At 60.2% G+C, this 23,603-nt stretch carries 21 protein-coding genes; 9 read left to right on the forward strand and 12 right to left on the reverse strand.

Features of this window, described 5'->3' with window-relative positions:
* Window positions 1–4 precede the first annotated feature (4 nt).
* The 5 genes from IDH41_RS28030 to IDH41_RS28050 all read left to right on the forward strand — a co-directional run bounded on the left by IDH41_RS28030 (window position 5) and on the right by IDH41_RS28050 (window position 6,315).
* A complete protein-coding gene (locus IDH41_RS28030; protein ID WP_190867107.1) occupies window positions 5–154 on the forward strand; it encodes a hypothetical protein in 150 nt (49 codons plus the stop codon).
* A 91-nt stretch (window positions 155–245) separates the two neighbouring features.
* Window positions 246–734, forward strand: a complete 489-nt coding sequence (infC, locus tag IDH41_RS28035; RefSeq protein WP_190867109.1) for a translation initiation factor IF-3 — start codon at window positions 246–248, stop codon at window positions 732–734.
* Window positions 735–1,154: 420 nt separating this feature from the next.
* Window positions 1,155–3,509 carry an FdhF/YdeP family oxidoreductase gene (locus IDH41_RS28040; protein WP_190867111.1) on the forward strand — a complete coding sequence of 785 codons (2,355 nt, stop codon included), beginning with the start codon at window positions 1,155–1,157 and terminating at the stop codon, window positions 3,507–3,509.
* A 211-nt stretch (window positions 3,510–3,720) separates the two neighbouring features.
* Complete coding sequence (gene fdhD, locus IDH41_RS28045) at window positions 3,721–4,515, forward strand: formate dehydrogenase accessory sulfurtransferase FdhD (protein ID WP_190867113.1); 795 nt, start codon at window positions 3,721–3,723, stop codon at window positions 4,513–4,515.
* Between the two features lie 81 nt (window positions 4,516–4,596).
* Window positions 4,597–6,315 carry an ABC transporter ATP-binding protein gene (locus IDH41_RS28050; protein WP_190867115.1) on the forward strand — a complete coding sequence of 573 codons (1,719 nt, stop codon included), beginning with the start codon at window positions 4,597–4,599 and terminating at the stop codon, window positions 6,313–6,315.
* Between the two features lie 218 nt (window positions 6,316–6,533).
* Here the strand turns inward: IDH41_RS28050 and IDH41_RS28055 are convergent, their stop codons facing one another.
* The 8 genes from IDH41_RS28055 to IDH41_RS28090 form a co-directional block, all read right to left on the reverse strand.
* Window positions 6,534–7,283 carry an ABC transporter permease gene (locus IDH41_RS28055; protein WP_190867117.1) on the reverse strand — a complete coding sequence of 250 codons (750 nt, stop codon included), beginning with the start codon at window positions 7,281–7,283 and terminating at the stop codon, window positions 6,534–6,536.
* Between the two features lies 1 nt (window position 7,284).
* Window positions 7,285–7,998, reverse strand: a complete 714-nt coding sequence (locus IDH41_RS28060; protein WP_190867119.1) for an ABC transporter permease — start codon at window positions 7,996–7,998, stop codon at window positions 7,285–7,287.
* A complete protein-coding gene (locus IDH41_RS28065) occupies window positions 7,995–8,909 on the reverse strand; it encodes an ABC transporter ATP-binding protein (protein WP_190867121.1) in 915 nt (304 codons plus the stop codon). The genes IDH41_RS28060 and IDH41_RS28065 overlap by 4 nt, the downstream gene beginning before the upstream one ends.
* Before the next feature lie 58 nt (window positions 8,910–8,967).
* Entirely contained in the window at window positions 8,968–10,386 is a 1,419-nt protein-coding gene (locus IDH41_RS28070; protein WP_317890831.1) for a HAMP domain-containing sensor histidine kinase, read from the reverse strand.
* On the reverse strand, window positions 10,383–11,057 hold the full coding sequence (locus IDH41_RS28075; protein WP_190867123.1) for a response regulator transcription factor: 675 nt from the start codon (window positions 11,055–11,057) through the stop codon (window positions 10,383–10,385). Before IDH41_RS28075 ends, IDH41_RS28070 begins: the two co-directional genes overlap by 4 nt.
* Window positions 11,058–11,253: 196 nt before the next feature.
* Window positions 11,254–12,492 carry a cation:proton antiporter gene (locus tag IDH41_RS28080; protein WP_190867125.1) on the reverse strand — a complete coding sequence of 413 codons (1,239 nt, stop codon included), beginning with the start codon at window positions 12,490–12,492 and terminating at the stop codon, window positions 11,254–11,256.
* Window positions 12,493–12,494: 2 nt separating this feature from the next.
* Window positions 12,495–12,986, reverse strand: coding sequence for a cation:proton antiporter regulatory subunit (locus IDH41_RS28085; RefSeq protein WP_190867127.1), 492 nt, complete (start codon window positions 12,984–12,986; stop codon window positions 12,495–12,497).
* A 48-nt stretch (window positions 12,987–13,034) separates the two neighbouring features.
* Window positions 13,035–13,400 (reverse strand): hypothetical protein, encoded by a 366-nt coding sequence (locus IDH41_RS28090; protein WP_190867129.1) that lies wholly within the window; start codon window positions 13,398–13,400, stop codon window positions 13,035–13,037.
* 199 nt (window positions 13,401–13,599) lie between these two features.
* On the opposite strand from IDH41_RS28090, the gene IDH41_RS28095 reads away from it, so the two are divergent.
* The gene (locus tag IDH41_RS28095; protein WP_190867158.1) at window positions 13,600–14,052 is read left to right on the forward strand and encodes a cupin domain-containing protein; all 453 of its coding nucleotides are present in this window, start codon (window positions 13,600–13,602) and stop codon (window positions 14,050–14,052) included.
* Between the two features lie 463 nt (window positions 14,053–14,515).
* Here IDH41_RS28095 and IDH41_RS28100 read toward each other — a convergent pair whose 3' ends face one another.
* Both IDH41_RS28100 and IDH41_RS28105 read right to left on the reverse strand, forming a co-directional pair.
* Window positions 14,516–16,312 carry a 5'-nucleotidase C-terminal domain-containing protein gene (locus IDH41_RS28100; protein ID WP_397328714.1) on the reverse strand — a complete coding sequence of 599 codons (1,797 nt, stop codon included), beginning with the start codon at window positions 16,310–16,312 and terminating at the stop codon, window positions 14,516–14,518.
* Between the two features lie 158 nt (window positions 16,313–16,470).
* Window positions 16,471–17,298, reverse strand: coding sequence for a purine-nucleoside phosphorylase (locus IDH41_RS28105; protein WP_190867133.1), 828 nt, complete (start codon window positions 17,296–17,298; stop codon window positions 16,471–16,473).
* Between the two features lie 209 nt (window positions 17,299–17,507).
* Here IDH41_RS28105 and deoC point away from each other — a divergent pair, with 209 nt between their 5' ends.
* Window positions 17,508–18,197 (forward strand): deoxyribose-phosphate aldolase, encoded by a 690-nt coding sequence (gene deoC, locus IDH41_RS28110; RefSeq protein WP_190867135.1) that lies wholly within the window; start codon window positions 17,508–17,510, stop codon window positions 18,195–18,197.
* Window positions 18,198–18,259: 62 nt separating this feature from the next.
* Here the strand turns inward: deoC and IDH41_RS28115 are convergent, their stop codons facing one another.
* A complete protein-coding gene (locus IDH41_RS28115) occupies window positions 18,260–19,090 on the reverse strand; it encodes an aldose epimerase family protein (RefSeq protein WP_223830134.1) in 831 nt (276 codons plus the stop codon).
* A gap of 400 nt (window positions 19,091–19,490) precedes the next feature.
* Window positions 19,491–20,672, reverse strand: coding sequence for a foldase protein PrsA (locus IDH41_RS28120; protein WP_190867139.1), 1,182 nt, complete (start codon window positions 20,670–20,672; stop codon window positions 19,491–19,493).
* A gap of 331 nt (window positions 20,673–21,003) precedes the next feature.
* On the opposite strand from IDH41_RS28120, the gene IDH41_RS28125 reads away from it, so the two are divergent.
* Complete coding sequence (locus tag IDH41_RS28125) at window positions 21,004–22,449, forward strand: HD-GYP domain-containing protein (RefSeq protein WP_223830135.1); 1,446 nt, start codon at window positions 21,004–21,006, stop codon at window positions 22,447–22,449.
* 37 nt (window positions 22,450–22,486) lie between these two features.
* Window positions 22,487–23,482 carry an L-glyceraldehyde 3-phosphate reductase gene (gene mgrA / locus IDH41_RS28130; protein ID WP_190867141.1) on the forward strand — a complete coding sequence of 332 codons (996 nt, stop codon included), beginning with the start codon at window positions 22,487–22,489 and terminating at the stop codon, window positions 23,480–23,482.
* The last annotated feature ends 121 nt before the right edge of the window (window positions 23,483–23,603 follow it).

Here is a 23,603-nt window from a genome sequence, read left to right on the forward strand (position 1 = left end):
CTGCATGATTCTGGATGAGTATTTGCGAGGGGTGCTGTCGCTGCTGCGCTGGCGGAGGCGGAAGCTTCTGCGCAAGGCGGAGCGGGCCGGAGAGGCGGGGCTTCCGGAGGGATGCGGATCGGCTGTTCGCAATCAAACCGCGCTGGATGCGTGAAGAAAGAGTATAATAGAGGAAAAAAGGGACGGCGGCGGTCTGCGATGGGCAGGCTGCTGCCCGTTCGCATGAGAGGCGGGAAGACGGAAGCATGATCGTCATGAACGAGAAGATACGCGCGTCGGAGGTGAGGCTGACCGGCTTGAACGGCGAGGACCTCGGGATCGTCTCCCGGGAGGAGGCGCTTGCGTTCGCGCGCGAGCTGAAGGCGGATCTTGTCTGCACTTCGCTCATGAGCAGCCCGCCGCCGTGCAGGCTGGTCGGCAGAGGGCAGGCCAAGCAGCAGGCGAGCAGGGAGAAGCGTGACGAGCGAGCGAAGGAGCAGCCGGCGAAAGTGAAGGAGCTTCGGTTGACGCCGCATATCGAAGAGCATGATTACGATACGAAGCTCCGTCAGGCTGCGAAGCTTCTGGCCTCCGGGAACGGCGTGCAGCTGGTCGTTCGAATCCAAGGGAAAGAAGGACAGCAGGCGAAGGCGCTGCTGGAGCGGATGCTCGGAGACTTGGCGGGAAGCGGGAAGAAGCAGTCGGGCATCCAGCTCAGCGGCAAGCAGGCGGCGGTGCAGGTGCTGCCGGTATAGGTAGGCGGCAAGCGATGACCTGACTCGCGAATGGGAGACAGGGGCGCGCAGGCGGCGGTCCAGGAGCTGCAGGTGCTGCAGGTGTAAGGCTTGACGGCGCGAGTTGACCCGGCCCGCGAACGGGTGACAGGTCGCGCAGGCGGTCGAAGCTCCGTCTTCGCCGCTCACCGAAGCTGGAAGCCGGGAGCTAGGCTCGCCTAATCGTGGCGGGCTCTCCATGCTTTTTGGTCTCGGCCAAATTAGGATTGCACAGCGATTTTTTGAATAGGTTACTATGTATGCGCTTACCCGAATCGGCTGCGAGCGGGTCGAGGAAAAGCTTAGACGGCGCGAAAGGCGGATGATGAGGCAGCCTCATAGACTATTTACGGCATGAGGCCTTTTGTGATTAATCATGACGATTAACGGGGTGAACGATTCATGACGAGAACAAAGCATAGCGGACCGATCAAGCTGCCGAAGCGGCCGGACCCGAAGCTGTGGGTAAGCAAAGCGCCGTTCGGGCTCGGACGGATCAAGCCGCATCATATTCGCGATACGCTGAAGACGGTCTGGACCAATCGCGACAATCTGCCCTACGCTTACCGGATATTGACGCAGGGCGTGTGCGACGGCTGCGCCCTCGGCGTGTCCGGGCTGTACGACCGCACACTTGAAGGGCCGCACCTGTGCACGACGCGGCTCAATGTGCTGCGCCTCAACACGATGCCCGCCATTCAGTCTTCCGTTCTTCACGACGACATCGACGAGCTCCGCAAGCTGGATAGCTCGGCGCTGCGCAAGCTCGGCCGCATCCCTTATCCGCTCATCCGCGGCAAAGGGGAGCGCAGCTTCCGGAGGCTGTCCTGGGAAGAAGCGATGGAGCGCATTGCGGCTAAAGCGCGGTCGATCGATCCGAAGCAGCTGGCGTTCTACCTGACCGCCCGCGGCATCACGAACGAGTCCTATTACGTGGCGGCGAAGGCGGCGCGGCTGATCGGGACGAACAACATCGACAACGCTTCCCGGATTTGCCATTCCCCTTCCAAAACGGCCCTGAAGCGGTCGATCGGCGTCGGCGCGTCGACATGCAGCTACAAGGACTGGATCGGCACGGACGTGCTCGTGTTCTGGGGAAGCGTGGCGGCGAACAATCAGCCCGTCTCGACCAAATACATGTACGCGGCGAAGCGCCAAGGGACGAAAATTATCGTCATTAATCCTTACCGCGAGCCCGCGATGGAAGGGTACTGGATTCCGTCGATCCCGGAATCGGCGCTGTTCGGCACGAAGCTGGCCGACGACTTCTACCAGGTGAACATCGGCGGCGACATCGCCTTCATGCACGGCGTCATGAAGCACTGGTTCGAGATGGAGGAAGTCCGGCCGGGCTCGGCGATCGACCACGCTTTTGTAAGGGAGCACGTGAACGGCTACGAAGAGCTGAAAGCGCATGCGGCCAAGCAGAGCTGGGAGCTGCTCGAGCGGTCGTCGGGGCTGACGCAAGCCCGGATGAGGGCGTTCGCGGAGCTGCTGGCCGCCGCGCGGTCCGGCGTATTCGTCTGGAGCATGGGGCTAACGCAGCACCGCTTCGGCACGGACAACATTTCCCAGGTCGCGAATCTCGCCCTGATGAGGGGCTTCCTCGGACGCGAGCATTGCGGCTTGATGCCGATTCGCGGGCATAGCGGCGTACAGGGCTCGGGCGAGATGGGGGCGGATCCGTTCAGCTTGCCGGGCGGCGAATTCAAGGGAGCGGACGTGAAGCGGATCGAGCGGGAGTGGGGCTTCAAGCTGCCGGAGTGGCAGGGCGACATTGTCGGCGTGTCGCTCGAGAACGCGCTTCTTCCGGCCCGCCATGAACGGAAGCTGAAGCTGTTCTACACGTCGGGCGGCAACTTCCTGGAGACGATGCCGGAGCCGGAGTTCGTAAAAGGCTGCTTGGAGGCCGTCGAGCTACGGGTGCATCAGGACATTATTCTGAACAGCTCGACGCTGCTCGACGCGAAGGAGGAGGTGATCGTCCTGCCCGCCATGACGCGCTACGAGCAGCCCGGCGGCGGGACGTCGACGTCCACCGAGCGGATGGTTTACTTCTCGCCCGCGATAGACGGGCCGCGGATCGAGGAAGCAAGGGCGGAGTGGCAAATCTATGCGGACCTTGCGGCGCGCGTGAGGCCGGAGCTGCGGGAAGCGATCGCCTTCGAGGATGCAGCGGCCGTCCGGAGGGAGATTGCCCGCGCGGCGCCCTACTACGACGGCATCGAGCTGCTGCAAAACCAAGGCGACGTCTTCCAATGGGGCGGGGCTTGGCTTTGCGAAGGCGGCGTCTGTCCGACGAGCGACGGGCGAGGCCAACTGATCGCGGTCGAGCTGCCGGAGCTGCGCAAGCCGGAAGGGCATTTTTACGCGACGACGCGCAGGGGCAAGCAGTTCAATTCGATGATATACGGCGAGCGGGACGCGTTCAACGGAGCCGGGCGCTACGACGTGCTGATGAACGGGGAAGACGCGGAGGGACTGCGGCTCGCCGAGGGCGACGCCGTCATCGTCTATAACCGGAGCGGCGTTTTTCACGGCAGGGTGAAGGTCGGCGAAATGGCGAAGGGCAACATCGGCGTCTTTTGGCCGGAAGGAAACGGCTTGTTCGCCAAAGGGGTGTATGAGCCGTATGCGGGCATACCCGAGTATAATTCCCCGGTCGTGGTGGAGCGGGCCGACACGTACCACGCCTTGAAGGATACGCGATACGTGGAGAAGCGGATCGACGAGCTGGAGTCGGAGCCTCCGGCGTAGGGTGGCGGCGGCCGGGCGGTAGAGCGGCGCGGGGAGGCGCGGTCTGTCCGTGCCGCTTAATCCGGCGCAGGCGCCGTTCGCGTCGTAAATCCACTCAAGTCAGCGGTCATCGGATCAGGCAGCGTCGCAGCTTGCGGCAGCGGTGCCGGCATTCGAGTGCCAATGCGCCCTAACGGCGTATTTTCCCTGCGGTAGAAGGAGGGTAGGCAAGATGGAGCTTTCAAACACGACGACTCGGAAAATCATCAAATACGACGGCGACGGGCCGAGGGAGATGTGGGATACGATCGCGACGGAGCTTCCGCTTACGCTGAAGGTCGGCGGAGAGGAGTTTGCGACGATCGTCTGCTCCCCGTCCGACCTGAGGGAGCTGGTGATTGGCTTCCTGGCTTCCGAAGGCGTCATTCGTTCCCCCGGACAAATCGCATCGCTCGATATTCATGAGGACACGGGCTTTGCCTACGTCGAGCTGAAGGGGAGCCTGACCGCGAACCGGAGCGATTATTCGAAGCGTTTTATCGGTTCCTGCTGCGGCAAGAGCAGGCAGTTTTATTTCCATAACGACATGCTGACCGCGCGAACCGTCATGACCCGGACCCGCATGCCGGCTGCCTCGTGCATCCGCCTGATGCGGCAGCTGCAGGAAGGCTCGGACGATTTCCGCAGCACGGGCGGCGTGCATAACGCGGCGATCGGCTCGGAAGGCGGCCTGCTGGCGGCGCGGACGGACATCGGGCGCCATAACGCGCTCGACAAGCTGTTCGGCTACTGTCTTCTGAACAACCTGCGCGTCTCGGACAAGGCGATCGCGTTCAGCGGCCGCCTCTCTTCGGAGGTCGTGCTGAAGGCGGCCAAGATCGGCTGCGGCATCCTGCTCAGCAAGTCGGCGCCGACGGATCTCGCGCTGCGGCTCGCGGAAGACCTCGGCATTACGTGCGTCGGATTCATCCGAGGCGGCGAAATGAACGTATACACGCACCACGAACGGATCGATTTTGAACGGTAAACATGGATTGACAGTCAGGGGGCGATTTTATAAGATGAAATTGATAATGGTTATCAACTAAAGAGAGAAAAGGAGTTTCCGATGCTTCGTCGATTTTTTTCGTATTATAGGCCGTACAAAAAGCTGTTTCTTCTTGATTTCTGCTGCGCGGTGCTGCTCGCGATTCTCGAGCTGGGCTTTCCGCTTGCGGTGAGCTACGTCATTGACACGCTGCTGCCGGGCGGGGATTGGGGGCTCATTCTGACGGCCTGCGCGGTGCTGCTTGTCATTTACGTCATCAATACGTTTTTGCAGTTTATCGTGACCTACTGGGGGCACATGCTTGGCATCAACATCGAGACGGATATGCGCAAAAAGCTGTTCGATCACGTCCAGAAGCTCAGCTTCCGTTTCTTCGACAACACGAAGACCGGCCACCTGATCTCGCGCCTGACGAACGATCTGTTCGAGATCGGAGAGGTCGCCCACCACGGGCCCGAAGATATGTTCATCGCGGCGATGACGCTGGTTGGCGCCTTCGGCATTATGGCTTACATTAATTTGGAGCTGGCCGTGCTGACGTTCATCATCGTGCCGATTATTATTTGGCTCGTCCTGTACTTTAACGGTCGAATGACCAAGGCGGTCGATACGCTGTTCTCGCACATGGCGAACTTCAACGCCCGCGTCGAGGATACGGTCGGCGGCATCCGCGTCGTGCAGGCGTTCTCGAACGAGAATCACGAGCGGAAGCTGTTCAAGGCAGACAACCTTCGGTTTCGTGACGCGAAAGTATACTCGTACAAGCTGATCGGCCTTAACTCGTCGATTACGTACATGCTGATGCGGCTTGTATCCGTGTTCGTGCTCATCGCGGGCACCTGGTTCGTCATCAAGGGCGAGCTCGATTACGGCCAGTTCGTCGCTTTCGTGCTGCTGACGAACATTTTCTTCAAGCCGATCGAGAAAATTAACGCCGTTATCGAAAGCTATCCGAAAGGAATCGCCGGCTTCAAGCGCTATGTGCAGCTGATGGAGACGGAGCCCGACGTTGCGGATTCGCCGGGCGCGGTCGCCGTCGACCGTCTTCGCGGCGATATTCGGTACCGGGACGTTTCGTTCGGCTACGAAGGCGAAGCGAAAGTATTGCAGAACATCGACCTGACGATTCGGGCGGGGGAGACCATCGCCTTCGTCGGACCTTCCGGCGCCGGCAAGACGACGCTGTGCAGCCTGCTGCCGAGGTTCTACGAAATCGAGGGCGGCAGCATTTCGGTCGACGGCTACGATATCCGCGACCTGAAGCTCGAATCGCTGCGAAAGCAGATCGGCATCGTGCAGCAGGACGTATTCCTGTTCGCGGGGACGATCCGGGAAAATATCGTCTACGGCAAGCTCGGCGCGTCGGATGACGATATTTGGGCCGCGGCCCGCCGCGCGCGGCTCGAGGAGTTCATCCTCGCGCAGCCGGACGGGCTCGAGACGGTCGTCGGCGAGCGCGGCGTGAAGCTGTCCGGCGGGCAGAAGCAGCGGCTTGCGATCGCGCGGATGTTCCTGAAGAACCCGCCGATCCTCATTCTCGACGAGGCGACGTCCGCGCTGGACACCGAGACGGAAGCGGCGATCCAGCAATCGCTCGCCGAGCTGTCCGTCGGACGGACGACGCTTGTTATCGCGCACCGGCTCGCGACGATCAAGAACGCCGACCGCATCGTTGTCGTTACCGAGAACGGCATTACGGAGGAAGGCCGCCACGAGGAATTGGTCGGGGCGGGCGGCGTATACAGCCGTCTGCACCATGCGCAGTTCGGCGGGCGGTAGCGGGGGAGCGCCCGTCCCGGGCGCGCAAGCGCCGCCAAGACCCGATCAGGTCTAAAAACTAGACCTGATCCGCCATAACCGGCGCCAAACCCCCAATCAGATCTAAAATTCAGACCTGATGCCAACAACAGCGCCCGTTCCGGGCTCCAAAGCGCCGAAACCGGCGGGACGGTCCCCAAGTCGCATCAACGACTTGGGGACCGTCCTTTTTTGTTACCTTATATCTCCTTGCGGTTGAAATAAATCAGTCCGGCCGCGAGGAAGAGCGCGAAGCTTCCCGCCACGGTCATGAAGATATTCTCGAGCGGCAGCGAGAAGCCGCCGAAATCCTGGTCGCTGTACCAGAGCATGGCGAGCATCGGCTGCGCCCACGGATAGAACGGGCCGTACGTCGCCGAGTTAATGACGAGCATGTTCGGCACCGTCAGGGCGACGTTGATCGCGAGCGGAGCCGCGAAGCTGCTCCAGCCGACGGAGACGAGCAGCTGGAGCGCGGCCAGCGGCAGGCAGGCGAGGAAGCCGCCGCCGACTCCGGTGAGCAGCATCCGCCAAGGGATGGCCCCATCGATGCCTTGGTAATGCGCCGAATAGACGACGGCCGCCAGAAAGAGCAGCTGCGTAACCAGGATCAGAGACGCAACGACCGTGAATTTCGCGAAGAACAAAGCGGTACGCGAGACCGGCAGGGCGAGCAGCATTTTCCACCCGCCGCCGCCATGCTCGTACCGGCAGACGAAAGCGGTGAAGATGCCGGTCAGGATCGGCAGAAACAGCATCGCGTGAAACGAGGCCATCGACGAAGCCAGAATGGCGTAGCTCCCGTATTTCCAAGTCCCGTCGACGTTGTCCAGCGAGACGAGCAGGCCGATCGCGAGCGACACCAGCGGGCTGATCGGCACGAGGAGCCAAATGAACGACTTGGACAGTTTCAGTCTCTCCGCAGCGAGGAGCCGAAGGAAGCCTGTCATCTTAATCCACATCCTTCTTGTTGAAATGAATCGCTCCGACGAGCAGAATCAGCGCGCCGCACAGCAAGCCGGCCCCCGCGAACAGCTCCTGGCGCGGTCCCTCGTAGCCGAATATCGGCCAGTTGAGCGGAAACCATTCGGACAGATTGGGGGAAAAGACGGAGACGACGCCCGCCATGACGCCGAGCGTGACGGGCAGCGCCTGGTTCTTCATCGTCATGCACAGCCACAGCATCAGCGCCAGCGCCGGGAAGGAGGCGAGGAACGGCAGGAAGCTGAGCCGCAAAATCGCCAGATACGGAATGTCCGTGCCGAACTTGAGCAGCAACCCGAGCGCTATCGTACCGACGGCCAGCAGACAGCAGGAGACGGCGAGCAGCAGAACGCTGAGCGCGAATTTGGCGCCGAATACGGCGTTTCGCGAAATCGGAAGCGCCAGCAGCTGCTTCCAGGCGTTCGTCCCGTGCTCTACGTTCGCCAGCAGGGAGGAGACGAGCGTCACGCCGAGATAAAGCGCGATCGGCACGAACATCAGGATATTATCGAGCAGCGTTTCCCACAGCCGCCCCGCGTACTGCTTCGTCAAATAATCGTAGCGGAGTCCGTAATTGAGCGCCTGCATCGCGATGACCCCGACGGGGCCGAGCGCGACGAGAAACCAGATGCCTTTGCCCCGGATTTTGAGCAAATCGGCGGAAAGCGCTTTGAGCATCATGGCCGGCCACCTTCCCCGACGATCTGCAGATAGAGCTGCTCCAGCGATTTGCGCTTCTCCTCGACCCGGTAGACGCCATGGCTGCGCTCGACCAGCCGCTTGACGACGCCGGCGATCGCGGGATCGGAGGCATCCTCGAGCAGGATGCCGGGCTCCGACAGCCGGACGTTCAAGCCTTGCTCCCGCATCATCGCCGCCGCCTGCTCCGGCTCGGATACGACGAGCGAGATTTGGCTTTTGGCCTGCCGCTGCAGCCGCTCGATCGTATCCTGGAACACCAGCTCCCCGTGGCGGATAATGCCGACCGTGCCGGCCGTCAGCTCGACCTCGTTCAGCAGGTGGCTGGAGATGAGCACCGTAATGCCGTGCTGCTTCGGCATTTGCTTGATCAGCTCCCGGATTTCCTGAATGCCGGAAGGGTCGAGCCCGTTCGTCGGTTCGTCCAGCACGAGCAGCTCCGGATTGCCGAGCAGCGCGCTCGCGATGCCAAGCCGCTGCTTCATGCCGAGGGAGTAGCCCTTGACCGGCCGGCGGGCCTCCTTGGCGAGGCCGACGATATCCAGCACCTCGCCGATTCTGGCGGCGGGCGCGTCCAGAATGCGGCGGATCGCCTCAAGGTTGTCGATCGCGCTCAGGTGGCCGTAATACGACGGATACTCGACCAGCGAGCCCACCTTGCGCAGCACCTTCAGCCGTTCCTTATGCAGCGGCCGCCCGAAAACATGAACGGAGCCGTTCGTCGGCTTGATCAGGCCGAGCAGCATCCGGATCGTCGTCGTTTTGCCGGCGCCGTTCGGTCCGAGGAAGCCGTAAATGTCTCCTTTTGCGATTTTCAAATTCAGGTTGCTGACGGCGTAGCGCCCTCTGTAGCGCTTGCTCAGCCCCTTCGTTTCGATAACCCATTCACTCACGTTGATCACCTCAACGTCTACTTTAACGGGCGAAGGTTAAAGCGAAGTCGGACCAAGTTTAAATTTCGTTTAAAAAATGCTGCTCCTCCGCGCGCGAGCCGATAAGGATGCGCGTACCGCCCTCGGTGCTTTCCGTCCGCCGCTCTAGCTTCATTTCGGAGAGCAGGTAGTCGACGATGGCAAGGCCGATCCCGGCGCCTTTGCCTGCCGACTCGCCGGTCATGCCCGCGCCTCGGTCGCTGATGACAATTGTTCGGCCTCTAGCGCCTTGTTCGACGGAGATGCCGATATATTGGCCGCTGCGGGCATGCCGGACGATGTTCTGGTACAGATTGTCGAGCACGCGCCGGAAGCCTTCCTTATCTACGCGCCAGAACAGCGGCTCGTCAGGCAGGTTGATGTCCGGTTCGATGCCTTCCTGCTCCCACAGCGGGTACCAGGCGGCGGCGCTTTCTCTGACGAGCCGCAGCACGTCGAGCCGATCCAGCCTCAGCGGATACTTGCCGCTCGTCATCAAGGTGTAGGTCAGCAAATTGTCGATCAGGCTGCCGAGGCTGCCGATTTTTTGCTCCAGCTGCTTCACGGACGATTGTCCTTGGGCGCTTAGCGGCTCGCCGCGCAGCGAGTAGACATGACTGTTCATGACGGTAAGCGGGGTCCGCAGATCATGCGACAGGTTCGCGATGAGCCGTTTGCGCAGCTCCTCCTCGGCGCGCTCCCGTTCCTTGCTGCCGCGCAGCTGCTCCGTCATTTCGTTGAAGGCGGCCTCGAGCTGGCCGATTTCATCGTACTTCGTCAGCACGATCGGCATCGGCAGCCCGTCGTTGCCGCGCATGGTCATGGCGCTTTGCAGCCGGAGAAGCCGGCGGCGGATATGCCGGAAGAAGAGCAGCGACAGCAGGATGAAGAAGGCGAACATCACGAAGAGGAAGCCGATGTAGTAGGGCGTCCCCGAACCGATCGGCGTGGACAGCTGCAGCAGCGAGCGCGGAAGCTGCATGACCATGAAGCCCGATCCGGCATCGTCCGGGCCGAGGAAGGCGACGACCGTGAACGGATCGCCGTCGATGTTCGCCTTCATATACCGGATCGCGTCCGTGTGGGTCCAGCGATCGGGCAGCCCTTCCTGCGGGGGGAGCTGAAGCCGCGTAGCGCCCGCCATGTCCACCCAGAAGAAGGAGCCTTCGGGGTAGCGCCCCTTCATCTCCCGCAGCTTCCGGTCGACTTGCTCGGGCGCGCCCTCGTCAAGCAGGGACGCTTCCCGGTGCCACATCGATTCGAGCGCGGCGGAATTGCCGTATTTTAAATAATCGTCGTTTCCGTTGCCCGATTGCTCCTCTATGACCATGTACACGACGGAAGCAAGGGGGAAGATGATCGGGATGAACAGGAACGCGAACAAAATGATGAGCATGTAGCGGGAAAGCAGCGTCTGGCGGAAGCGGACGACGCGCGAGCGGCCGAGCAGCTTCTTCACGGCCGCACCCGGTAGCCGATGCCGCGCACCGTCTCGACGACTTCCGGCGACGACGGATCCCGCTCGATTTTCTCGCGCAAATAACGAATATGGACCATCAGCGTCTTGTCTCCTTCGATGTACGATTCGCCCCAGACCGCTTCATAAATTTGCTCCTTCGTCAAAATCTGCCCCAGATGGCGCAGCATATAGCTGAAAATATGAAATTGCTTCCCGGTCAGCGTAATCTCTTCGCCCGAATCGCGGACAACGACGCGGTTCTCCTGCTCGTAGACGAGCAAATGCTTGATCGCGACCGGCTCCGTGCCGGCGGCGGCCGTTCGGCGCAGCAGCACCTCGATGCGGGCCGTCAGCTCGTCCGGATGGAAGGGTTTGGTCAAATAATCGTCCGCGAACTGCAGCCCCTGCAGCTTGTCGTCGATGGAAGCGCGCGCGGACAGCATGAGGATCGGGAGCGACGGCTCCGACCTCTTCAGCCGCTGGCCGACGGTGAAGCCGTCGAGTCCCGGCAGCATGACGTCGAGGATGGCCAGCCTGCAGCCCGCTGCGGCTTGGACCGCGGTCTCGCCGCTCGTCAGCCACTCGACCTCGTATCCGTGCCGTTCCAAATGGCTTCTCACGAAGCTCCCGATTTCCTTGTCGTCTTCGATGTATAACAGCTTTACACCCATAAATGAATGCTTCCTTTCCGTCTTTGTTTCGTCTTGGTTCGATTATAAGCGACCGCTTGCGCGTCGGCAAAGCCGGCAGGAGCGTGCGCGGGCATAAAAAAAGCCCGGCGCGGCTCCGGGCAGGAGACCGCGTCAGGCTGGATGGCTGCCGCTTGGCGGCAGGCGGAATGAAACAGCTGTATTAGTTGAATCCGCGTCAGCTGCCCGCCGATTCCTTCGCCGGAACGGGCTCTTTGGGAAGCTTCGGCTTCTCCCAGCGGAACACTTTGTTAAGGCCCTTAAAGATCAGCTTCGACTCCTTCGTCAGCAGCGGCCCGAGTATGGCGAGGATGAGCACGTACAGGGCGGCGAACGGCTGCAGGATGGCCTCCAGCGCGGCCGCCGCGCCGAGATTCGCCACGATGATCGAGAACTCGCCCCTCGAGACGATCGTCAGCCCGATATTCGAGGACGACTTGGGCGCAAGGCCCGCGCTCTTTCCGGCGAGCATCCCGGCGACGAAGTTGCCGACCAGCGTCAAGGCGACGGCTCCGATCGCCAGCCAGACGGCTCCGCCGAGGGCGAACGGGTCGATCGTCAGCCCGAAGCTGAAGAAGAACAGCGCACCGAAGAAATCCCGGAACGGCAAAATCATATGCTCGATTCGCTTCATATGGTTCGTCTCGGCAAGCACGAGCCCGAACAGCAGCGCCCCGATCGCCTCCGCGACATGGAGCGTCTCCGAGAAGCCCGCCACGAAGAACAGCAGACCGAATACTAGCAGCAGGAACAGCTCGTTCGAACGGATGTCGAACAGCTTATTCAGGAGGGGGGCGGCCTTGCGGCCGACGATAAGGAACAGGAGCATGAAGCCGAGCGAGTAGGAAGCGGATAGAAGGACGCCGCCCACGGAGGACGAGTCGCTTAGCACGAGACCGGACAGGACGGATAAATAGACGGCGAGGAAAATATCCTCGTACATAATAATGCCGAGTATCATCTCCGTCTCCGGATTCGCGGTCCGCTTCAGATCGACGAGCACCTTCGCGACGATCGCGCTCGACGAGATGGTCGTAATGCCGGCCATGACGAGCGTTTCCGCAACGGGGAAGCCGTTCGCGAAGCCGAATAGCAAGCCTAGCGTAAAATTAATGAGAATATAGATCGTTCCGCCTACCGCGATATTGCGGCCCGACTTGATCAGCCGGCCGACCGAGAATTCCAGGCCCAGATAGAAGAGCAGGAACAGCACGCCGAGCCGTCCCATGAACTCGATCAGCTCCGAGCTGTGAATGAACCGGAAGTCCAGGATGCCGACATGCAGCGCATGAGGGCCGACGGCCATGCCGATCAAGATGTAGAACGGGATGACGGAGAAACGAATTTTTGCTGCCAGCAGCCCGACAAGGGCGATGAGAATGACGGCGAGACCGATTTCCAGCACCAGGTGATCCATCGTTATTGTCTCCCGTTTTGAAGCATGAGCTTAAGCAGCTTCAGGTGCCGGCGTTCGCCTGCAACGATTAGCGTCGTGTCCGCCTTGAACACGTAGTCGGGTCCGGGATTGATATGCTTGGCTTCCTTCTCGACCGCGGCGATGATCGTCGTGCCGGTCGTCTGGCGGATATCCGCCTGGCCGATCGTCTTGCCGATGCACGCGGCGTTCGGCTCGATCTTGTACCATTCGATCGTCAAATCGTCGAGCGCCACCTCGATCGTTTCGAGCGCTTTCGGCTTATAGGTCATGCCGCCGATGATGGCGGCCACCTGTCTGGCTTCGTCGTCCTCAAGCGATACCATGGAGATGCTGTCGTCGGGATCGTCGTAGTCGAAGTGGTACATTTCGCGGCGGCCGTCGTCGTGGATGACGATGACGAATTTCTCGCCGCTTCTTGTCATGACTTGATATTTGCGGCCGATGCCGGGCAAATCGGATTCTCTGATATTCATGGGGTCAGGCCTCCTCATTTGTTGTATTATTCGTACAAATGAAGGGACTTATGCCACGAACCGGGAGGTGAACTTAATGGGGGCCATGACCTGCTCGCGCAGTCTCTGCGGGACGGTTGTGCGCAAAGCTTGCAGCAGCGAGGTGGCGAACAAACGGCGCAGATAGAGCGCATGAACGAACGCGTGAATTATCGCATTATCGGGCAGCGGCGTCTTGCGCTTGGCATTGCGCCGATCCGAATAGGAGTACGCCGACCGGACGGCGGCATGGAACCGGCTGGCGCCGGCCGTCTGCTCGAACGAATTGCCCGCCTGGTAGGCGAACAGCGCCGCGAGCAGCAGCGGAACGATAACGAGCAGGTTCATAAATCGGCTGCGGCACTGCCGGCCTTGCGCGCATGCGTTAAGATTCATCCGTCCACCTCCATTCCGTTTGATAATATAAGTATAACTTATAATTGTGAATGGCGTAAGCCCTGTCGGTTAATTTCCCGGCTATTCCCACCTGTTTACTGAATTGACGTCCCTTGAAAAGCGTTATAAAATAAGTCATTCTTTTTATTTATTCTATGCTCGCATAAAAGAGAGAAAGAAGGTTAACGGGATGGGAGTTTTGCAGAAGCAGCTGTCTCCGCTCGTGCACGCGCTTGATCTGAAGCCGCATGTCGAGGGCGGGTGGTACAAGGAAATTTGGAAGGCGGGGTTTGAAATTCCGCGGGAGGTGCTGGGAGCCCCGTACTCGGGACCGCGATTCGCCGCCTCATCGATTTATTTTCTCCTTCACCCGGAGGAGTTCTCGGACTGGCATACCGTCTATTCGGACGAGCTCTGGCTGTGGCATTCCGGCAGTCCGCTGCTGCTGACGCTGGGCGGCACGGATTCTGCGCCGGACACGAGGAAGGAAATCGTCGTCGGGCCGGACGTGCAGGCCGGCCATCGGCCGCAGGCACTGGTTCCGGCGAACGAATGGCAGATGGCCCGACCGCTCGGAGACGAGCCGGTGCTCGTGTCGTGCGTCGTCGCGCCGGGCTTCCATTACGACGATTTCAAGCTGATCGAGCGCTAAGCGGCCGGCGCCGCGCGGTTGACGGGCGGGCTTGCCGATCTTAGCGTCCCTGCTCGGGAATCGCACGGGTGCGACCTTCAATGGCCGCGCCCGAGCTGATTTGGATGCGCGAGCAGAGGGGAAGCGTGCAAATGTGCAGGCTTATTCAATTAAAAAGGTTGGTTGGTTAGTGAAGGCCTGCAAAACTGCAGGGAATGTCCGCTTGTTGTGACTTTAGCGAAAATGATGGGAAGAATAGGTGCGCTTTTGCATGTATTCCACTTTGAGATCGATAGCAAGAGAAGAAGATGCACATTTGCAGGTAAGTTCGTTTCCCTATCAAAGGATAACAGGAGGACGGATGTCCCTTCTTTTGTGCAACGTGAATCATCCGCTCAACCTTCTATCGAAACGGAAAGAAGAGCAGTCCGAAGGGGGGATGGCACCCCCATGAGACTGCTCTTCTTGCTTCGCCTAAGACGGTCTAGGCCGATAGCTTGATCTTTTGACCCGGGAAGATCAGGTCGGGATTTTTCAATTGATTAAGGTCGCGAAGCTTCTGCCACGTCGTTCCGTATTTCTTCGCGATGCCCCACAGCGTGTCGCCCTTCTTCACGATATGGACGGCAGGGGCGGGTTCCGGCTTCGGAGAAGGCTTCGGCTCCGGCTTTGGTTCCGGTTTCGGTTCAGGTTGAGGCTGCGGCTCGGGCTCCGGCTGCGGCTCCGTCACGGGAGTCTCGGGCTTCGCTCCCTCCGTAATGCGTCCTTCGACCTTCGCGTCGGCCTTGCCGAGCTTTTGAATGTACGCGATGAGCGCCTCGTCGAGCGAGCCGTACATGCCGGCTTGAGGATATTGGCCGAACATCGTATATTCGTCGCCGCCCGCCGCCAGGAAGTCGTTAGTCGCGAGCATGTACTTGGCGTCCGGCTCGAGCGCTTTGCCGCCGACGAGCACGGAGTGTACCCGCTCTCCCGCAGGGGCGGACGGATCGATCTTGAAGGCGATGCCGGCGACTTGAGGGAAGGCGCCCTTCGCGTTCGGGTAATCGGAGACGCCGTTCTCCAGCGCGGCCTTAATATTCGCTCCGGTTACTTCCACGGTCACGATCTGGTTGCCGAACGGCAGCACCGTAATGACTTCGCCCTTCGTAATGACGCCTTCGTCGATCGAATCGCGGATGCCCCCGCCGTTCGTCAGCGCGACGTCGGCGCCGGTCACGTCGAGCAGCGCGTCGGCCAGCAGGTTGCCGAGATTCGTCTCGCCGGCGCGAACCTTCTCGCGGGCTCCTTCGAGCAGGACGGCCGATTCGCCGACTTCCTCGGCCAGAATCGCCTCCTGGCTCTTCTGAATCGATCCGACAAGCGCGGCAACGTCCGCATTCGGCGCGATATCCTTCGCTTCCTCCTGATTGATCAGCGTCGCTTGCTTCTTCACGACCTTGCCGCCGTCCACCCAGAAGTCGACGACGCCGACGTACTTCGTATATTCGCCCGCGCTGACGATGAGCGTATCGTTATCCGCGAGAAGGCCGTCCTCCAGCACGGTATGGCTGTGCCCGTCGACGAAGATGTCGATGCCGGCCACTTCCTTGACGATGCCGAGGCTCGTATCGACGCTCGACTTGTCCTGGCCGATATGGCCGAGCGCGATAATGACGTCGGTTTTATCCTCCAGTTCGTCCACGATAAGCTGCGCTTCCTCCGCCGGATCGGCGAAGGTAATGCCTTCGACGTTTTTCGGATGGGTCTTATAGGCGGTCTCCGGCGTCGTTAAGCCGAAAATGCCGATTTTTACCCCGTCGATCTCCTTGATGAGATACGGATCGAACAAGCGGCTTCCGCCTTCGCCATGCACGTTCGCGCTGATCATCGGGAACTTCAGCATGTCCGCCAGCTCGAGCAGCCGGGCGGAGCCGTAATTGAATTCATGATTGCCGGGAGCGATCGCGTCGTAGCCCATTTCGTTCATGACTTCCGTGATGCTCTCGCCGTTCACGAGCGTCGCGAAGGTCGTGCCGTGCACGGCGTCGCCGCCGTCGAGCACGAGGGTGTTCGGATTTTTGCTTTTGTAGCTGTCGATGATGCCGGCCACTTTCGCGAGCCCCATCTCGCCGCTCGTCGATTCCACGGCCCGCGCGTGGATGTCGTTCGTATGCAGCAGGGTGAAGTGCTTGCCGGCCGGCGCCTCCGCGTCGGTCGCGGCAGCCGCGTTGCTTAAGGAGCCTAGCAGCAGGGCGGGCGCCAGCAGCGCCGAGGTGATCCACTGTCGTTTGTTTCGCATGAGTGCCATTCCTCTCTCCATTTGTTTTGCGTCAAGCCGACGTTATTTATTCTACATTTTCCCATGGAAAACCTTTTTGAATTTTCAAATTTATTGTAAACGCCAAAAAAATACGCCTCCCGCCGCGGGGCGGGGAGGCGTTCGACAAATTTCACGGATCAGGCGGGCATCGTACGTACGGAAGCCTTCACCAGGGCGATGAACTTCGGCCGGGCTTCTTCGGCTACCCGGACGACCTGCTCGTGCGTCAGCGGCTCCAGCTCGTCGCCGATCGCCATATCGGTAATGCACGTAATGCCGACGACGCGCATGCCGGCATAGTTGGCCGCGATCACTTCTGGCACGGTCGACATGCCGACGGCGTCGGCGCCCCAGCCGGCCATCATCGTCAGCTCGGCCGGCGTGCAGTAGGTCGGCCCGGATATGCTGACGTAGACGCCCTGCTGCAGCTTGATGCCGAGCTCCTCCGCCCGGGCGGCCACAATGGAGCGAAGCTCGCGGTCGTACGCCTGCGACATGTCGGGGAAGCGCGGCCCGAGCTCGGGGAGATTGGCGCCCATGAGCGGATTGCTGCCCGTGTTGTTGATATGGTCTCGGATGAGCATCAGGTCGCCGGCCGCGAAGGAGCGGTTCATGCCGCCGGCCGCGTTCGTGACGAGCAGCGTTCCGATGCCGAGCTTCTTCATGACGTAGACGGGGAAGACGACCTCCTTCATCGAGTACCCTTCATAATAATGAAAACGGCCTTTCATGACGAGCACGGTCTTGCCCTCAAGCCGGCCGACGACGAGCTCGCCGGAGTGGCCTTCCACGGTAGAGACGGGGAAGTGGGGGATGTCCCCGTAAGGGATGACGACCGGGTCCGCGACCTCGTCCGCCATGACGCCGAGTCCGGAGCCTAGGATGAGGCCGATTTGCGGCTGCGCCTGCAGCCGCGAGCGTATGTAAGCCGCGGCTTCGTTTATTTTGCTTAACATATTTTCCATGCCGGATGTCCCTCCTGTTATCGATTGGCATATCCATCATAGCGTAACGAAAGCGCAAAAGTAAAACGGCCGCGGCTGCCGGGAGGCGGCGTTGTCGTTTCTGTCAAAGCTTCGTATAATGTTAGGGAATGGGCGTATCCCGATTCCCGAATTGGACAGGATAGGGAAGACGATACGAACCGGCAAGCGACGAAGCGGAGGAATGGGATATGAGCTATAGCACGAATTATTCGCCTGCGGAGCTGGCGGCGATGATCGACCATACGATATTGAAGGCGGACGCGACGAAGGACGAGGTGCTGCAAATTTGCCGCGAAGCGAAGCAGTACAAATTCGCGACCGTATGCGTGAACGCGGGGTGGGTGAAGACGGCGGCCGAAGAGCTGGCAGGCTCTGGCGTCGGCATTACGACGGTGGTCGGCTTCCCGCTAGGCGCGACGACGACGGCGGCGAAGGCGGCGGAGGCCGAATTCGCGGTCAAGGACGGCGCGACCGAGGTCGATATGGTGCTCAACATCGGACTGCTGAAGTCGGGCGATCCCGAAGGGGTGCGTCGCGACGTGGAAGGCGTGGCCGCGGCGGTGAAGGGACAAGCGGTGCTGAAGGTCATCCTGGAAACGGGCCTCCTGACGGACGAGGAGAAGGAGACGGCATGCGAGCTGTGCAAAAAAGCCGGAGCCGACTTCGTGAAGACGTCGACGGGCTTCGGCAAGGGCGGCGCGACGGTCGAGGATATCGCGCTTATGCGCCGGATCGTCGGGCCGGAGCTCGGCGTGAAGGCGTCGGGCGGCGTGCGCGACCGCGAGACGGCGCTGCAAATGATCGCCGCCGGAGCGAACCGGATCGGCGCGAGCTCCGGCATCGCGATCGTGACGGGCGGGCAAGGCGAAGGGTATTAAGCGGCGGCGGGCCGCCTGTCGCTGCGCAGGGCAGGAGAGGCGGCCCGCCGGCGTTCCTTGCCTTATTTGTCGCAGCCGATCGTCAGATTCGCGCGAAGCTCGCCGCCGGCTTCGAGCATGACGAGCTCTTCCTGGCGGTTAAGCTCGCCGGTCATGGCCATCCAAGGCTCGACGCACACGAACGGGCGGTCCTTCACCGACCAGAGCACCACGTATTTGAAAATGCCGTCGTACGTCATCCGCACGCGCGCGCCGGCCGCGCCGGGGAACGAAATTTCGGCCTTCTTCGGATCGAGCAGGCAGACGGACTCCACGAGTTCCTCCAGATCGACGCTCCCCTCGAACGGTTTTACGACGTTGTCGTTATAGTCGAGATACTTGGTCGCATCCGATTCGTATGCGATTTTTTTGTCTCCGTCGATGGCGAAATAAGGGTGGAAGCCGGCGTAGAACGGCATCGCCCCGGATTCGCTCAAATTGCGGTACGTCTGGCGCGTATGCAGCTCGCCGTCCTTCAGCGCGTAGGTGAACAGCAGCTCGAACGCGAACGGGAATGACTCAAGCGTCCGCTCGTCGCTTGTCAGGCGGATCGTAACGGAAGCTTCCCCGTCTGCCGACGTGCCGACGACCTCCCAGGCGGAGGTGCGCGCCACTCCGTGGTTCGCCATCTTGTACGATCGGCCGTTCCACTCGTAGGACTGCCCGTCCAGCTGCCCGCAGATCGGGAACAGGATCGGGTTGCCGCCGCGGATGTTCGCGGCAGGATGCTCGAAGGTCGCTTGATCCAAATAGAACAGCTCGATTCCGCGCAGTCGGCACGAGGTGACGATCCCGCCGCGCTCCGGGCAGACGAGCACGCGCGAGTTCGTACCCGGTTCCGTTAATTCATACATCTCGTAGGCCTCTTGGTAGCTTCTAACTCCATACTGGCTCACTAACATTCCCTCCAAATCGACTGGATAAGATGAACTTTTTCTTCCAACATCATACCACAAGCGATCCGTCCCGCAAGCGGCGCGCCATTCGCGGCCGACTTCGGCACATGCGCCCTCGGCGTCGTTTTGCGCTCCCCGGCAATAGCCGGAGAGGGCGGATCAGGCAGCTTGCCTCTTTCAAAATGGCCGAATCCCGTCTATCAAATAACGTCAACTTTCGAGATTCATAGAATAGAATATCGTATCTTCGGCGGCGCTCCCCGCTTCCCCTCCAGGCGAGGGGCGGCCGGCGAAGACAAAGGGACCGCGTCTTACGCGATCGATTCGATCGCATAGAGCACGGTCCCTTTTGCGTTTGTTATTCCGCCGCGTCCGTTGCGGCTGCGTCGTCGCCTGCAGCCGGCTCTTCGGTCGTCTCCGGCGAGAGCGTGTTCGTGATTTTCGCTTTGTCGCGAATTTCGGTCAGCCAAGCTTCGGAGAGCCCGTTCGCTTCCGATGCGACCAGCTGATTCCGGATTTCTTCCTTCTTCTCTTCGAGGGTCGGCACGACAGCCGCCTTCTCGGCCGTTTTCTTAATGATATGGAAGCCGTGCTCGGATTGCACGACGCCGCTAAGCTCGTTCACCTTCAAAGCGAATGCCGCTTCCTCGAATTCGGGAACCATCTTGCCTTTTCCGAAGAAGCCGAGATCGCCGCCGTTATCTTTGGAGCCGGGATCGGTCGATTTCTCCTTCGCGATCGCCGCGAAGTCGCCGCCTTGCTTCAGCTCGGCCAGAATCGCCTCCGCCTCTTCCTTCGTCGCGACCAAAATATGCGAAGCCTGAATTTGCTCCGGCGTGCCGAGCGTTTCCTTGTTCTCGTCGTAGAACTGCTGGATTTCCTCGTCGGTCACTTCCGTCTTCGGCTCCAAAATTTTGCGGATCGTCAAGTTGATCTTCGTATCGTTCCGGAGGCTCTCCAGCGTCATGCCGTACTGGGCGAGCGTGCTGTTGAACGTCTCGTCGTCGCCGAAGTTTTTCTTGATAAGCTCGATTTCGGCATCGACGTCCGCATCGGTAACCGTGACGTTATTCGCCTTGGCCTCCTGATTGATCAGCTCTTCCGTAATGACGTTCTCCAGCGTCTGGGGTCCGCCGGCTTCGACCAGCTTGCTGTACAGCTTGTCCTTCGTAATCTCAACGCCGTTAACGGTCGCGACCGCCTCGTTGGTGCCGCCGAACGGAGGCTTGATCAGCACGACGACGAGCAGGACGGCCAGCACGGCGGAGACGGCGATCCATGCCTTGTTGGCGCCACTCTTGGGCGCCTCGTTCCGACCTTCCCCGGAGACCGCGCGAATTTCCTCGTTGGCATCCTCCGGCAGAGCGCCGCCGGCCTCGGCTTCGAGCTCCTTCTCGATGGCCGCGTTCTCCTCCTTCAAAGAGTCGTCCCGCTGCTCGTCGTTGTCGTACGCGTAGCGTTCTTCTTTTTCCTGGCGATCTTCATTCGCAGCCAAATCTTTTTCTGCGTCTTTGTTGGACTGCGACTCGTTGTTATTCATTCCTTAAACTCCCTTCGGTTTGTCAGGTTTCAATACTATTTCAATACTATAACAAAACGTAAATAAAAAAACCTTAAACGAAAATAAAATAAAAAATAGGACTTGCACAATATGTCGATTCATATTAATTGTAGTGTATAGGATGCATAAGGAATGGTATTATTATGTAAGCGATTATTCAACAAGTATCGACTTTGTTTTTCCGCCGCGATTATGCAATGGCGTTCGACTTTGCAAGCACGCTTCCCGGCCTTGGCAACAATCGCTGCACGCGCCGTCCGGCGATAGATGATCTAACGCTAACAACGTACATATGTAGGAGGATAAGGGCTTGCATAACAATACGACGGTATTCGCACGGCTGGCTCTCGCGATGCTCTTGCCGCTTGCCGGCTACTTTCTGTTCCAGGCGTCGGCGGCGGACAGAAGCTTTAACGCGCCGCAGGAGCATTTTTATATCGTCAGCCTCGTTTCTTTCATTGCGCTTGCCCTTGCGATCGCGGTCGGAATCGTGGCGACGCAGCTGCGCAATATCAAGATCAGCTTTCTATCGCTTTCCTATGTGTCGCTGGCGGCCATGTTCACGCTTCACGGCTTGTCCACCCCAGGCTTCCTCATGCACCATTCCGGCATGTCCGGCAATGCGGCCCAGCTAAGCATCATGCTGGCGGTCGTCTGGCTGTGGCTGTCATCGATGTCCGCCGACAAGCCATTGATTAAGTGGTTCGCGGAATGGCAGCGCTGGCTGCTTCCCGTTTGGACGCTACTGCTGCTGGCGGCATGCTCGTTTCTATGGGCTTTTCCCGAAGTGACGCATTATTTTCATCTGAAGGAAAAGCCTATGATGTGGGTCGCGACGATCTTTATTGCGGGAATGAACGGATGGACGATGCTTCGTTATTTGAAAACCTACTTATCCTCCCGGTTTCCGTTGCAGCTCGCCGTCGTGTACAGCTCGGGCTGGCTGGTCGTCGCCCAGCTCATTATCGTGACGGGGAAGATGTGGTATGCAAGCTGGTGGCTTTACCACTTTCTGCTGCTGGCCTCGGTCATCGTCATGGTGACCGGCATCGTCTGCCAATACGTCAGCTCGCGCTCGATTTCGGCCTCGGTCAAATTGATGTTTCGGGCCAATCCGCGCGACTGGATCAACACGTACATGTCTACGAGCGTGAGGGAGCTCGTCATGACGACGGAAGCGCGCGACTCCTACACGGCCGGCCACAATTACCGCGTCGCTTTGTACGCCTTGAAGCTGGGCGAGGAGATGGCATTGACCTCCGGCGAATTGCGGGCGATCGCGCAGGGCGGCCTCGTCCACGACGTCGGGAAGCTGCGCATTCCCGATCTGATCCTGAACAAGCCCGGGAAGCTTACCCCGGAAGAGAGGCAGGTGATCGAGGTCCATCCCGTATCCGGCTACGATCTGTGCAAGCGGCTCGGGTTCATGCCGGAGGAGCTGTCCGTCATCCGTTCGCATCACGAGAAGTGGGACGGCACGGGTTATCCGGACAAGCTGGCGGGAGAGCAAATCCCGCTGCTGGCCCGCGTAACGGCGGTGGCGGACGTCTATGACGCTCTGACCTCGTCGAGATCGTACCGCAAAGCGATGTCGCATGAAGCGGCGATGGAAATCATCGTCAAGGAGAGCGGGAGACATTTCGACCCCCGCTGCGTGGAAGCCTGGGAGAGACTTGTCCAGGAGCAGCCCGCTTTCTTCGAGCAAACGGTGCGGAACAGCCCGCATTTGAAGCTGGAGCGCAAGGTGAGAACCTAAAGCGATCGATACGAACAAGTACAAAGGAGAGATGAACATGACGTATTTGGCGGCTAACAACCGGTACGAGGGGATGAAGTACAACCGAACGGGACGGAGCGGCCTCAAGCTGCCGGCGATTTCGCTTGGGCTGTGGCATAACTTCGGCGGCGTCGACCGGCTGGAGAACGGACGGGCGATGGTCCGCCGGGCTTTCGACCTTGGCATTACCCACTTCGATCTGGCGAACAATTACGGCCCGCCGCCGGGCTCGGCCGAGGAGACGTTCGGACTTATTTTGAAGCAGGATCTCGCGGCTTACCGCGACGAGCTGATCGTCTCGACGAAGGCGGGCTACTATATGTGGCAGGGCCCGTACGGCGACTGGGGATCGCGCAAATATTTGGTCTCCAGCCTGGATCAGAGCCTTAAGCGGATGAAGCTCGATTACGTCGATATTTTTTATCACCACCGCCCCGATCCGGACACGCCGCTCGAAGAAACCATGATGGCGCTCGACCACGTCGTCCGCCAGGGCAAGGCGCTGTACGTCGGCCTCTCGAATTACAGCGCCGAGCAGACGGCGCGCGCCTCCGCCATCCTGAAGGAGCTCGGCACGCCTTGCCTCATCCATCAGCCTTCCTACTCCATGCTGAACCGATGGATCGAAGACGGGCTGCAGGACGTGCTGGAGCGGGAGGGCATCGGCTCGATCGTGTTCTCGCCGCTGGCCGGCGGCGTGCTCACGAACCGTTACTTGAACGGCGTGCCGTCCGATTCCCGGGCGGCGGGCCCGAGCGTGTTCCTGAATGCGGACGCGCTTACGGAGAGCAAGCTGAACAAGGTGAAGCAGCTTGATGCGCTCGCCCGGGAGCGGGGACAATCGCTTGCCCAGATGGCGCTCGTCTGGGTGCTGAGAGGCGGCAAGGTCACCTCCGCCCTGATCGGCGCGAGCAGGCCCGAGCAAATCGACGATAATGTCGAGGCGCTGAACAAGCCGGATTTTAGCGAAGAAGAGCTGGGCCGGATCGAAGCGATTCTCGCGGAGAAATAGGCAAGAGGAAGCAGATAGAAGTTTCATCCGATAGATGGAACGCCGGAACGTGCCTGCGCGAGAAGCGCCGCTCTCGTTCCGGCGTTTTTTCTTCTCCAAACCGCCGCCGGAAGGTATAATA

This window comes from Paenibacillus arenilitoris, from assembly GCF_014705655.1.
In the GTDB taxonomy this organism is placed as follows: Bacteria; Bacillota; Bacilli; order Paenibacillales; family Paenibacillaceae; genus Pristimantibacillus; species Pristimantibacillus arenilitoris.